Genomic DNA, 12,732 nt, shown 5'->3' with positions numbered 1-12,732 from the left:
GTTCTCCGCAGAAAATGGAATAAACATTCCGTAAGACGGAATTCGCGGTTTGTTTATTCTGTTTTGACCCTTGCCTCCCGGGAGGAGCAAGGGTCGGCCACCCGCAAGGGCGCGCCATCCGGATCAGTCTGTGGTGCGACCGGACACCACGTTGAGGAGGAGAACGACATGAAAAAATTCATTCTTGGCTCGGCACTCGCCGTCATGATGTCCACCGCCGCCCATGCCGAGACGATCGGCGTGACGATGGCGCAGTTCGACGACAACTTCCTGACCGTCCTGCGCAACGGCATGTCCGATTATGCCAAGACGCTCGACGGCGTCGAACTGCAGATCGAGGATGCACAGAACGACGTCGCCAAGCAGCAGAGCCAGATCCAGAACTTCATCGCTTCCGGCGTCAGCGCCATCATCGTGAACCCGGTCGATACCGACGCCACCGCCGCCATGTCGAAGGCTGCCGCGGATGCCGGCATTGCGCTCGTCTACGTCAACCGCGAGCCGGTCAACGTCAACGAACTGCCGGAAAAGCAGGCCTTCGTCGCGTCCAATGAAATGGAGTCCGGCACGCTGGAAACCAAGGAAGTCTGCCGGCTCCTCAACGGCAAGGGCAAGGTCGTCGTCATGATGGGCGAGCTTTCCAACCAGGCCGCCCGCATGCGCACGCAGGACGTCAAGGACGTGATTGCGACCGACGAGTGCAAGGGCCTCGAAATCGTCGAGGAGCAGACCGCCAATTGGTCGCGTACCCAGGGCTCCGACCTCATGACCAACTGGCTCTCCGCCGGCCTAGAATTCGACGCCGTCATCTCCAACAACGATGAAATGGCGATCGGCGCCATCCAGGCGCTGAAGGCCGCCGGCCGCTCGATGGACAGCGTCGTCGTCGCCGGTGTCGATGCCACGCAGGACGCGCTCGCCGCCATGGCTGCGGGCGACCTCGACGTGACGGTGTTCCAGGATGCCGCCGGCCAGGGCAAGGGCTCGGTCGATGCCGCGCTGAAGCTCGCCAAGGGCGAAAAGGTCGAGACGAAGGTCTACATCCCCTTCCAGCTCGTGACCCCGGCCAACATCGCCGACTTCCAGTCGAAGAACTGATCGGCTCTCGCCGGTCAAGCAAGAACGGCTAGACTGTTATGGACGCGCGCACGCAGGCGTGCGCGCGTCCGACCCGTTTCAGGTTGCAAGGGAGGGGACGATGGTCAGTCCGACCACCATGGCCGCGGTTCGTGCCAGCGGCGCCATTCCGAATGCCGAATATCTCTTGTCCGCGGAGGGTGTCCGCAAGGAATTCCCCGGCGTCGTCGCCCTCGACGACGTCCAGTTCAAGCTGAAGCGCGGCACCGTGCATGCCCTGATGGGCGAAAACGGCGCGGGCAAATCCACGCTGATGAAGATCCTCGCCGGCATCTACACGCCCGACCAGGGCGAGGTGCTGCTGAAGGGCCAGAAGATCCGGCTCGGCTCGCCGCTCGATGCGCTGGAAAACGGCATCGCCATGATCCATCAGGAACTGAACCTGATGCCCTTCATGACGGTGGCGGAAAACATCTGGATCCGCCGCGAGCCGAAGAACCGCTTCGGCTTCGTCGACCACGGCGAGATGCACCGCAAGACCGCAGAACTCTTCAAGCGCCTCAACATCGTCATGGACCCGGAAGTGCAGGTGCGCGACCTCTCGGTGGCGAACCGCCAGATGGTCGAGATCGCGAAGGCCGTCTCCTACGAATCCGACGTGCTGATCATGGACGAGCCGACCTCGGCGCTGACCGAGCGCGAGGTGGAGCATCTCTTCACCATCATCCGCGACCTTCGTTCGCAGGGCATCGGCATCGTCTACATTACCCACAAGATGAACGAGCTGTTCGAGATCGCCGACGAGTTTTCGGTGTTCCGCGACGGCAAATATATCGGCACGCACGCCTCCACCGACGTGACGCGCGACGACATCATCCGCATGATGGTCGGCCGCGAGATCACCCAGATGTTCCCCAAGGAAGAGGTGCCGATCGGCGACGTCGTGCTGTCGGTCAAAAACCTCTCGCTCAAGGGCGTCTTCCACGACGTGTCCTTTGATGTGCGCGCAGGCGAAATCCTGGGCCTTGCCGGTCTCGTCGGCTCCGGCCGCTCGAATGTCGCCGAGACGATCTTCGGCGTGACGCCGGCGACGTCCGGCACGATCGAGATCAACGGCAAAAAGGTCACCATCGACAGCCCGAACACCGCGATCCGCAATCGCATGGCCTTCCTCACGGAAGACCGCAAGGAGACCGGCTGTCTGCTGATCCTCGACGTGCTGGAAAACATGCAGATCGCCGTGCTTCAGGACAAGTTCGTGAAGAACGGCTTCGTTTCCGAGGGCGCGCTGACCAAGGTCTGCGAGGAGATGAGCAAGAAGCTGCGCGTCAAGACGCCGAACCTGTCGGAGCGCATCGAGAACCTGTCGGGCGGCAACCAGCAGAAGGTGCTGATCGGCCGCTGGCTGCTCACCCATCCACGCATCCTCATCCTCGACGAGCCGACCCGCGGCATCGATGTCGGCGCCAAGGCGGAAATCCACCGCTTCGTCACCGAGCTCGCCCGCGACGGCGTCGCCGTCATCATGATCTCGTCGGAAATGCCGGAAGTGCTCGGCATGAGCGACCGTGTGATGGTCATGCACGAGGGCCGCGTCACCGGCATCCTCGACCGCGCGGACGCCACGCAGGTCGCGGTGATGGAACTGGCTGCCCAGTAAGTTTTTGGGCCGCTAAGCGGCCACAAGGGAGGTAATCATGAGCACGAATTCCGCAGCGCAAGCCCAGGTCGCCGCGCAGAAATCTGCCCGCCGGCTCCCGCCGGAACTCAGCATCTTTCTCGTCCTCATCGGCATCGCGCTGGTCTACGAAATCCTCGGCTGGATTTTTGTCGGCCAGAGCTTCCTGATGAACACGCAGCGCCTGACGATCATCATCCTGCAGGTCTCCGTCATCGGCATCATCGCCGTCGGCGTCACGCAGGTCATCATCACGGGCGGCATCGATCTGTCCTCCGGCTCGGTGGTCGGCATGACCGCCATGTTCTCCGCGAGCCTCGCGCAGTCCTCCACCTGGCCGCGCGCGCTCTATCCCTCGCTGACCGACATGCCCGTCATCGTGCCCGTCGCGCTCGGCATCGGCGTCGGCCTGCTCGCCGGCTTCATCAACGGCCAGCTCATCGCCAAGACGAAAATACCGCCCTTCATCGCCACGCTCGGCATGATGGTCTCGGCGCGCGGCATCTCCAAGTGGTACACGAAGGGCCAGCCGGTCTCGGGCCTCACCGACCAGTTCAGCTTCATCGGCACCGGCATCTGGCCCGTTGTCATTTTCCTCGTCGTCGCCGTGATCTTCCACATCGCGCTGCGCTACACCCGCTACGGCAAGTTCACCTATGCGATCGGCGCGAATGTGCAGGCCGCCCGCGTCTCCGGCATCAATGTCGAATCGCATCTGGTGAAGGTCTATGCCATCGCCGGCGCGCTGGCCGGTCTTGCAGGCGTCGTCACCGCGGCCCGCGCCCAGACCGCCCAGGCCGGCATGGGCGTGATGTACGAACTCGACGCCATCGCTGCGACCGTCATCGGCGGCACCTCGCTTGCCGGCGGCGTCGGGCGCATCACCGGCACGGTCATCGGCACCGTCATCCTCGGCGTCATGACATCGGGCTTTACCTTCCTGCGCGTCGATGCTTTCTACCAGGAAATCGTCAAGGGCGTGATCATCGTGGCCGCCGTCGTCGTCGACGTCTACCGCCAGAAGAAGCGCAAGACGTAGTTTCAAAGAGCGAATAGGGCGTGGCGAATAGCGAATAGTTCGCCGACAACCGCTCCCTATTCGCTATTCCCTATTCGCTACTCGCTCACATGAGGACAACATGACTGTAAGATTTGGTCTTCTCGGCGCCGGCCGCATCGGCAAGGTGCACGCCAAAGCCGTGACCGGCAATCCGGACGCCGTGCTCGTCGCGGTCGCCGATGCTTTCCCGGCTGCCGCCGATGCCATCGCCAAGCAATATGGCTGCGACGTGCGCACTATCGAGGCGATCGAAGCGGCCAAGGACATCGATGCTGTCGTGATCTGCACGCCGACCGATACCCATGCCGACCTGATCGAACGCTTTTCGCGCGCCGGCAAGGCGATCTTTTGCGAAAAGCCGATCGACCTCGATGTCGATCGCGTGCGCGCCTGCATGAAGGTGGTGGAAGACACCAAGGGCAAGCTGATGGTCGGCTTCAACCGCCGCTTCGATCCGCATTTCATGGCCGTGCGCAAGGCGATCGACGAGGGCAAGATCGGCGACGTCGAGATGGTCACCATCACGTCGCGCGACCCCGGCGCTCCGCCGGTCGACTATATCAAGCGCTCCGGCGGCATCTTCCGCGACATGACGATCCACGACTTCGACATGGCCCGCTTCCTGCTCGGTGAAGAGGTCGTCTCGGTCTCGGCAACCGCGGCCGTGCTGGTCGATCCGGAAATCGGCAAGGCTGGCGACTATGACAGCGTCTCCGTCATCCTCCAGACGAAATCCGGCAAGCAGGCCGTCATCTCCAACTCGCGCCGCGCCACCTACGGCTATGACCAGCGCATCGAGGTGCACGGCTCGACGGGCATGGTCGCCGCCGAAAACCAGCGCCCGGTCTCGATCGAAATCGCCAACGGCGACGGCTACACCCGCCCGCCCCTGCACGACTTCTTCATGACCCGCTACACGGAAGCCTACGCCAACGAAATCGCCGCCTTCATCGCGGCAATCGAAAAGGGCGCCACCATCTCGCCTTCAGGCGCCGACGGCCTCGCAGCGCTGGTGCTGGCCGATGCCGCGGTAAAATCCGTACAGGAAAAACGCCAGATCTCCGTCGCCTGACGGACAACGCCTCCCAAGGCAACTGGCCGGGCGATACTGTCGCCCGGTCTTTTTTGTGCGGCCCTCGTAATCGACCCGAGCATGACGGAGGAGAGGCGCCTGGGAAACCGGGAAAGCCGAAACGGGCTTTCCCCACCTGCCCTCAATCCCCATCCGCCCTGACCGCGATAATATCGTGGTCCATCTCCGCCAGCGCGCGGGCGAAGTGCCCCTCCAGCACCAAGGTTGCCTCCTCCGGCACGACCGAAATCGGTGGCGCGCCGAGCAGGCGAACCTGCTGCGACTGCGCGAGCCCCTCCTCCAGTCCGCGCTGGATGAGGTCGAAATAGCGGGTGCCGGGGCCGGTGATGGCGATGGGCATGTTTTCGTAGAGGCTCACCATGCGTGAAAGCCCCTGCCCCAGCGCGAGACCGGCCTGGCGGAAGGCGTATTCGGACATGCGGTGGCCCTGGCGGGCGCGCAGCGCGATCTTGTCCATCTCGGTGAGCGGCACGAACTTTGCCGGGATCGTGTCCGGCGGCACTTCGAAGGCGGTGCGCAGGATACCGTAGAAACCGGCCGAGGCCTCGATGCAGCCCTGCGAGCCGCAGCGGCACAATTTGCCATCCGATGAATTCAGCATATGGCCGAAATTCGGCGCGGTAACGGAGAGTTCGCCGGAGCGATCGAACCGCGCAATGCCGAGCCCGATGCTGTGGCCGAGCGACAGGGCCGCGACAGCCTGCAGGTTTTTCACGCCCGCTTTTTCCATGCGCAGTGCCATCGCGTGTGCCACGAGCAGCGTTTCGTTGCTGAGCAGGATTTTCGCCCGCCAATGCGGCTCCAGCAGCGCCGCAAAATCCACCTGCTGCGCGCCAAAAACCGGCGACCAGACGAGACGCGCCAGGGCGGGATCGACCAGGCCCTTGCTGCTGATGGAGACGACGAGCACCTGCCCCCGCTCGATGCGTGAGCGGCTCACGAGCTTTTCCAGCGCCGCGACAAAGGCCTCCGCAAAGGGGCGGGTCGAAGTGTCGGCGTGGTTGCGCGCCTCCTCGAACCGGTCGATCAGCGTGCCGGCATAGTCGGCCAGCGAATATTGCACGATATCGGACGAGATGCGCACCGTGACGAGATAACCGGCGCCACGCCGCTGGCCGAAGATGACGCGGGGGCGGCCGCGCGAGGCCGACGCCTGCTGCTCGCGGCGCTCCAGCACGTCGGCTTTTTCAAGCTCCGCGGTAATTGCCGAAACCGTCGCCGAGGCGAGCCCGGTATGCTGGGAAATGTCGGTGTGGGCGAGCGGACCATGCCGGCGCAGCGAGGCGAGCACGAGCGCGCTGTTCTGCTGACGCACAAGCTCCGTGCTCGACTTGGTCAGCATCCCCGGTTTCCACTCGTTTTCAAAGGCTGCAACACATGCCCCTCCCAAAGCATCTGTCGTGCTGCCGATCAAGGTCTCAATGCCTTGTTGACAGCCCGAAAAACTTCTGACATTTATTTTCTCGACTGTCGAGAAAAAAGTCCCGGCACCGTCGGGAGGGGCATCGAGACAGTATTATCGTGGCCGGTCGTTGAAAGGGCGGGAGGTTCGTCCAAGCGGCCGGTATTCACTTGGGAGGATAATATGAAGTTCGTTCTGAAGCTGATGGCAGGGGCTGCCATCATCGTTTCCCTGCATTCCGTTGCGCACGCCAAGGACCTCGTGGTCGGCGTTTCCTGGTCGAACTTCCAGGAAGAGCGCTGGAAAACCGACGAAGCCGCCATCAAGGCAGCACTCGAAGCCTCCGGCGATAAGTACATTTCCGCTGACGCCCAGTCGTCTGCCGCAAAGCAGCTAACGGACGTCGAATCGCTGATCGCCCAGGGCGCCAACGCCATCATCGTTCTCGCCCAGGATTCGGAAGCCATCGGCCCGGCCATCGAAAAGGCCGCTGCTGAAGGCATCCCGGTCGTCGGCTACGACCGCCTGATCGAAAACCCGGCCGCCTTCTACATCACCTTCGACAACAAGGAAGTCGGCCGCATGCAGGCCCGCGAAGTGTTCAAGGTGAAGCCGGAAGGCAACTATGTCTTCATCAAGGGCTCCTCGTCCGACCCGAACGCCGACTTCCTCTTCGCTGGCCAGCAGGAAGTGCTGAAGGAAGCGATCGACGCCGGCAAGATCAAGACCGTCGGCGAAGCCTATACCGACGGCTGGAAGCCGGAAAACGCCCAGAAGAACATGGAACAGTTCCTGACGGCGAACGACAACAAGGTCGACGCGGTCGTCGCCTCGAACGACGGCACGGCCGGCGGCGCAATCGCTGCGCTTACGGCACAGGGCCTCGCCGGCTCCGTCCCGGTCTCCGGCCAGGACGCCGACCATGCCGCGCTGAACCGCGTGGCGCTCGGCACCCAGACCGTTTCCGTCTGGAAGGATAGCCGTGAACTCGGCAAGCGCGCTGCGGAAATCGCAGCCTCGCTCGCCAGCGGCAAGACCATGGACGAAATCGAAGGCGTGACCACCTTCAACGGCGGCCCGAAGGGCGTCGAAATGAAGTCGGTCTTCCTCGCCCCGCTGCCGATCACCAAGGACAACCTGAACGTCGTCATCGACGCAGGCTGGATCCCGAAGGAAACGGCTTGCCAGGGCGTTGCTGCCGGCTCGGTCGCAGCCTGCAACTGAGTAACCGCCAACCGGTACTGATCTGACCATCGCCAGGCGCCGCAACGTCAAACGTTGCGGCGCTTGCGCAAGATGGGCAGCGGGCGGAGGATGAAGGCGGCGAACATCCTCGCAGCGGGATGCGGAAAAGTGGGAACCGGTTTTCCGTGACATCCCGCTTGAACTTCAGACCACGCCCGAAGAACACGTCAACAAAGTGGGGGGACGGCAAAGCCATGGCCGACATCACGACTACCGCACAAGCCAATCGCGCGCGATCGGCAAGCGAGAACCCGGTAAAGCGCTTCTTCCGCGCAACCGAGATCGACACGCGCCTGCTCGGCATGATCGGCGCCATGCTGATCATCTGGATCGGCTTCAACATCCTGTCCGGCGGCCTGTTCCTGACGCCGCGCAACCTCTGGAACCTCTCCGTCCAGACCGCCTCCGTCGCCGTGATGGCGACCGGCATGGTGCTCGTCATCGTCACGCGCAACATCGACCTTTCCGTCGGCTCGATCCTCGGCTTCGTGGGCATGAGCATGGGCGTGCTGCAGGCCGAACTGCTGCCGCAGCTGCTCGGCTTCAACCACCCCGCCATTTGGGTCGTCACGCTGCTGGCCGGCATCCTGCTGGGCGCCGCCATCGGCGCGCTGCACGGCTCCATCATCGCCTTCCTCAACGTGCCCTCCTTCATCGTCACGCTTGGCGGCCTGCTCGTCTGGCGCGGCGCCACCTGGTTCGTCACCAGCGGCCGCACGGTCGCCCCGATGGATTCGACCTTCCGCCTGATGGGCGGCGGCACCGAGGGTTCGATCGGCGCCACGGCGAGCTGGGTCGTCGGCATCCTCGCCTGCATCGCCATCGTCGCCACCATCATCAATTCGCGAAAACAGCGCCAGCGCTTCGGCTTCCCGCAGCGCCCGATGTGGGCCGAATATTTCCTCACCGCCGTGGGCTGCGCGCTGGTGCTCGGCGCCATCGCGGTCGTCAACAGCTACCCCTGGCCCGTCGCCATCGCCCGCAAATATGCCGATGCCAACGGCATCGCCTGGCCGGACGGCGGCCTGTTCATCCCGCACGGCATCGCCATCCCGGTTCTCATCGCCATCGTCGTCGGCATCGTGATGACCTTCATCTCGACGCGCCTGCGCTTCGGCCGCTACGTCTTCGCCATCGGCGGCAACCAGGAGGCCGCGGAACTCGCCGGCATCAAGACCCGCTGGGTGACGGTAAAGATCTTCGCGCTGATGGGCATTCTCTGCGCCATCGCCGCCGCCATCTCCACCGCCCGCCTCAATGCCGCGACCAACGCGCAGGGCGAGCTCGACGAGCTCTACACCATCGCCGCAGCCGTCATCGGCGGCACGTCGCTCGGCGGCGGCATGGGCACAATCGCAGGCGCCATGCTCGGCGCCCTCGTCATGCAATCGCTGCAATCGGGCATGGTGCTGGTCGGCATCGATACCCCGTTCCAGCGCATCGTGGTGGGCATGGTCCTTGTCGTCGCCGTCTGGCTCGACACGGTCTACCGCGCCCGCGCCAAGTAAGAGGAGCCCATCCAATGACGGACACCCGTACGCCCCTCGTGGAAATGAAGAACGTTTCCATCTCTTTCGGCGGCATCCACGCCGTGGACAATGCCTCGATCGACCTCTATCCCGGCGAGGTCGTGGCGCTGCTCGGCCATAACGGTGCCGGCAAGTCGACGCTGATCAAGATCCTCTCCGGCGCCTACAAGCGCGATGGCGGCGAGATCCTGATCAACGGCGAAGCCGCCGAGATCAACAACCCGCGCGACGCCAAGAAATACGGCATCGAGACGATCTACCAGACGCTCGCCGTCGCCGACAATGTCGACGCCGCCGCCAATCTCTATCTCGGCCGGGAACTCCGCACCCCCTGGGGCACGCTCGACGACGTGGCGATGGAAGCGAAAACCCGCGAAGTCATGGGCCGCCTCAATCCCAACTTCCAGCGCTTCAAGGAACCGGTCAAGGCGCTCTCCGGCGGCCAGCGCCAGTCGGTGGCGATCGCCCGTGCGATCCTGTTCAACGCCCGCATCCTGATCATGGACGAGCCGACCGCGGCGCTCGGCCCCCAGGAGACGGCGCAGGTCGGCGAACTGATCAAGCAGCTGAAGAAGGAAGGCATCGGCATCTTCCTGATCAGCCACGACATCCACGACGTCTTCGACCTCGCGGATCGTGTCTCGGTGATGAAGAACGGCCAGGTCGTCGGCCACGCCCGCACGGAAGACGTCACCAAGGACGAGGTGCTCGGCATGATCATCCTCGGCAAGGTGCCCCCCAAGGCCATCCCCGGCCCCGGCGCCATGCAGACCGCCTGAGCAGATGAGGACGGGCCGCCGGCAACAGCCGGCGGCCCGCACCACGAAACAGATCGCCTTTCGACATTTTCCCGATTGAAGCCCGCCCTCACCTAGGCTAAGAACCCTCTCATCGGACAGGCGAGTCATCGCCTAGGGCAAGCACCCGTAGCTCAGCTGGATAGAGTGTTGGATTCCGATTCCAAAGGTCGCAGGTTCGAATCCTGCCGGGTGCGCCACTTCCTTGCAAAACTGGACATTCTTCTACCGGGGCCACGTCGAGCGGGCTCTATCCAGTACGCTCAAGCGCCTTTCCCCGAGGCCTCTTCGATCACCCGGCCGAGACGTTCGAGTTCGAGGGCGTAGCAGAATGAGGCGAAGAGCAGGGCCATGACTCCGGCCGCTTTCGCCAAGCCTTGTTGTGGCGCGCGGCTGGCTTTGGCACACAGCGGCGACAGCTTTGGCACAGGAAATTTTTCAGCAGCTTGACGAAATGGGGTAGCAGCGCCATTTAGCGCAGCCGGGGCAACGAAATGACATGCGGCACATCTAAGCGAGGATGACGCATGTCTGAAAAAATCGTAGCCGAACTGCTGGACGGCCTATTTGGTGCCGACCGCCCGACTTTTAGCAACCTGTTGCAATGGTATGTTCTCGGCGGCCGGTGCCTAAGTTGCGGGCGCGATGGCTGGGTGGATCGATGGGAGTTAACTCGCCGGTTCGGCCGGTCTCAATACATACACCAACTAAGCCCGCTTTTGCGCTGTGTCGAGTGCGACAGCAAAGGGTCAAACAAGTGGATTGTCGGAAGGATGCCGCGATGATCCCATATGATGGAAAGTTAGCTACAAGGCCCCGCGATTAACGTGGGGCCTTGCGGCGCTAATGCCGACCTATGTGGGCAGCCTTGAGAGTTCGCCACGCATACGCCGCAGCCAGACTGACCACTCCGTTACCGGCCGCATCGGATCGGTCCATCCGATCGGCCATCCCATCACCCAATCCGAAAAGTTCGGGTTGAAGGTCAGGTCGCCGGGCAAGGATCGGTGCCCAGCGTTCAAACTCAGATGGAGCGGGCGGGAAGACGGGAAGCTGAAAGACCGCGTCGGTGTCGCCCCGCAAGCCTTCATCAGCAGCCAGATATGCGTCCACACCCGCGCCGCCTTGCCTATCCCGAACTGCGATCCCGCTGCTGCCGCATCGTCCCTCAGCCGGAAGCAGTTGTTGACCAGCTCCAGCTCGATCCTCGTACAGTAGAGGGATTTTGTCGGCGTGGGCCACAATGAAGAGCCGACGCCGTATATGGCTTGCACCGGCTTCGAGCGCGCTGAACAGGCCTGCTTTGACCGTAAAGCCCATCCCTTGAAGGTCCCGGAAGACTGCGTCGGCTCCCAGGGACATGTGTCCTTCGACGTTCTCGAAGAAGCACCACTCCGGATCGAGATCGCTAATGATCCGCCGGATGTGGGGCCAGAGGTGGCGGGGATCGTCTTCGCCAAGCCGCCTTCCAGCGAAGCTGAACGGCTGGCAGGGATAGCCGCCAGTGAGGATATGAACCTTTCCACGCCAAGGCCGGCCGTCGAAGGTGGTGACGTCGTCCCAGATAGGAGCCTGATCCAGGGCCGCGTCTGCCATCCTCGCCACGAGAGTGGCCGCAGGGAAGGCTTCCCGCTCAACGTAACAAACAGTTCGATAGTCGGGTTCGGCGATATGCAATCCAAGTTCAAGACCTCCGACGCCGGCACAGAGGGCAATTCCGGTGAAGTTATGGGCGGGATGTAGAGCCACACGAGTTTTTCCCTATCGGTCGCTCCTGGCGATCTTGTTCGGGCTCGATTGGCCTCAAATGATTGATGGTGCCGCATCGGCGGCATTTGATCTCAATGTCGTTAGAAATCGCGGCAGGCCGCGCCCTAAATAAGAGGGCGTGACAGGTGCCGCACCTTACGTCTTGCATTCCGTTTTGCTCTCGACTCAGTCACATAGAACGCGCCTCGCGAGGCAGGGTGTGACGGTTGTCGATAGGTGCTGTCATACGGGACTTGTTTCCACACGTAGCCCCGTAGTCGGTGCGTTAGAGCGCACCGGCCGCCCTCTGATATTCGAGGATGGCCTGAAGGTCTCGAAATTCCCGATCGGCGGTGGTTTGGCATCCGCCGAGCAGAACGCCCACCATAGCGGCGATGACGACGCGGCGGATCACGCTGCACCCCCAGCGGGAAGCCAGAGGTAGGCCGCCCATACGATCGCGTACACGATCATATTGCCCGCCATGTCGGTCACGTTGCTCCAGCGCGTCCACATCAGATACCACGCGCGCGGCGAGCCGGCCGGCAGTTTGAGCCCGGTCTCGCAATCCCGCTTTTCGCGCCCGAGATAGACGAGGATGCCGGCAGCGCCGCCATAGAAATAGGCCGTCCAGGCGTTCTGGCCGAGAAGGTTGATCAGGAGGAGCATGACGAGCAGCGCGATCAACTGCCCTTCGAGAATATGGCCGACGAAGCTGCGGTCGAGTTTGAATTCACCTTGCATTGAAGTCCCTTTAAACGTGTGAGGATAACGACAAGCGGCGAGCAGCTAGGCCGCCCGCACCTCCGGGCGCACCGAGACGATGAATGTCTCGCCGTCCGGCTGGACGACGAAGTGAGCGAGAAGGTCCGTGTCCAGGACAAGGCTCGGCGGCACCTCCTCGACTTCGTTAGGGGGCGTCTCCGAGACGAAATAGCGGGTCTCGCTAACGTCTTCCGGCACGGCATAGACCTTGATCGAGCGCCGCCAGTCGCTCGCCTCTAGTTCGTGACTGAAGGCGGGGAGGCCCAATGCGGGAATAACGCCCCAAGAGGTTTCGAGGCCGAATTCTGCCATAGTCATTTCTCCAGTGATGATGATT

Annotated in this window: 13 protein-coding genes and 1 tRNA gene; 8 read left to right on the top strand and 6 right to left on the bottom strand. The window is 62.9% G+C overall.

The features are described from left to right. The first annotated feature begins 168 nt into the window (after positions 1-168). The 4 genes from AC1RWL_RS26160 (at position 169) to iolG (ending at position 4,887) form a co-directional block, all read left to right on the top strand. Positions 169-1,098 (top strand): sugar ABC transporter substrate-binding protein, encoded by a 930-nt coding sequence (locus AC1RWL_RS26160; protein WP_256117679.1) that lies wholly within the window; start codon positions 169-171, stop codon positions 1,096-1,098. Between the two features lie 100 nt (positions 1,099-1,198). Next, positions 1,199-2,737 carry a sugar ABC transporter ATP-binding protein gene (locus AC1RWL_RS26155; protein ID WP_435267847.1) on the top strand — a complete coding sequence of 513 codons (1,539 nt, stop codon included), beginning with the start codon at positions 1,199-1,201 and terminating at the stop codon, positions 2,735-2,737. A 37-nt stretch (positions 2,738-2,774) separates the two neighbouring features. Further along, complete coding sequence (locus AC1RWL_RS26150) at positions 2,775-3,794, top strand: ABC transporter permease (RefSeq protein WP_256117685.1); 1,020 nt, start codon at positions 2,775-2,777, stop codon at positions 3,792-3,794. Positions 3,795-3,894: 100 nt separating this feature from the next. Next, entirely contained in the window at positions 3,895-4,887 is a 993-nt protein-coding gene (iolG, locus tag AC1RWL_RS26145) for an inositol 2-dehydrogenase (RefSeq protein WP_493096523.1), read from the top strand. 142 nt (positions 4,888-5,029) lie between these two features. Here the strand turns inward: iolG and AC1RWL_RS26140 are convergent, their stop codons facing one another. Further along, complete coding sequence (locus tag AC1RWL_RS26140) at positions 5,030-6,250, bottom strand: ROK family protein (protein ID WP_493096524.1); 1,221 nt, start codon at positions 6,248-6,250, stop codon at positions 5,030-5,032. A gap of 243 nt (positions 6,251-6,493) precedes the next feature. Between AC1RWL_RS26140 and xylF the strand changes: the two genes are divergently transcribed. The 4 genes from xylF to AC1RWL_RS26120 all read left to right on the top strand — a co-directional run bounded on the left by xylF (position 6,494) and on the right by AC1RWL_RS26120 (position 10,081). After that, positions 6,494-7,534, top strand: coding sequence for a D-xylose ABC transporter substrate-binding protein (xylF, locus tag AC1RWL_RS26135; protein ID WP_256117692.1), 1,041 nt, complete (start codon positions 6,494-6,496; stop codon positions 7,532-7,534). Positions 7,535-7,749: 215 nt separating this feature from the next. Continuing rightward, positions 7,750-9,063: a sugar ABC transporter permease gene (locus tag AC1RWL_RS26130; RefSeq protein WP_256117693.1), complete on the top strand. Its 1,314-nt coding sequence runs from the start codon at positions 7,750-7,752 to the stop codon at positions 9,061-9,063. Between the two features lie 14 nt (positions 9,064-9,077). Further along, complete coding sequence (locus AC1RWL_RS26125; RefSeq protein ID WP_435267850.1) at positions 9,078-9,863, top strand: ATP-binding cassette domain-containing protein; 786 nt, start codon at positions 9,078-9,080, stop codon at positions 9,861-9,863. A gap of 141 nt (positions 9,864-10,004) precedes the next feature. Next, a tRNA-Arg gene (locus tag AC1RWL_RS26120) sits at positions 10,005-10,081 on the top strand. A gap of 63 nt (positions 10,082-10,144) precedes the next feature. Here the strand turns inward: AC1RWL_RS26120 and AC1RWL_RS26115 are convergent. The 5 genes from AC1RWL_RS26115 to AC1RWL_RS26095 form a co-directional block, all read right to left on the bottom strand. After that, positions 10,145-10,309, bottom strand: a complete 165-nt coding sequence (locus AC1RWL_RS26115; RefSeq protein ID WP_493158527.1) for a hypothetical protein — start codon at positions 10,307-10,309, stop codon at positions 10,145-10,147. 415 nt (positions 10,310-10,724) lie between these two features. Next, on the bottom strand, positions 10,725-11,630 hold the full coding sequence (locus AC1RWL_RS26110; RefSeq protein ID WP_493096525.1) for a DNA cytosine methyltransferase: 906 nt from the start codon (positions 11,628-11,630) through the stop codon (positions 10,725-10,727). Then, positions 11,608-11,799, bottom strand: coding sequence for a Com family DNA-binding transcriptional regulator (locus AC1RWL_RS26105; protein WP_493096526.1), 192 nt, complete (start codon positions 11,797-11,799; stop codon positions 11,608-11,610). The genes AC1RWL_RS26110 and AC1RWL_RS26105 overlap by 23 nt, the downstream gene beginning before the upstream one ends. 242 nt (positions 11,800-12,041) lie before the next feature. Then, complete coding sequence (locus AC1RWL_RS26100) at positions 12,042-12,374, bottom strand: hypothetical protein (RefSeq protein ID WP_493096527.1); 333 nt, start codon at positions 12,372-12,374, stop codon at positions 12,042-12,044. Positions 12,375-12,419: 45 nt separating this feature from the next. Beyond that, positions 12,420-12,707 (bottom strand): hypothetical protein, encoded by a 288-nt coding sequence (locus tag AC1RWL_RS26095; protein WP_493096528.1) that lies wholly within the window; start codon positions 12,705-12,707, stop codon positions 12,420-12,422. Positions 12,708-12,732: the final 25 nt, after the last annotated feature.

The sequence above is a fragment of the Shinella sp. GW821-FHT10F02 genome, from assembly GCF_058809275.1.
Note: the sequence above shows the minus strand (reverse complement) of the source record. Positions and strands in the feature narration are given on the sequence as shown.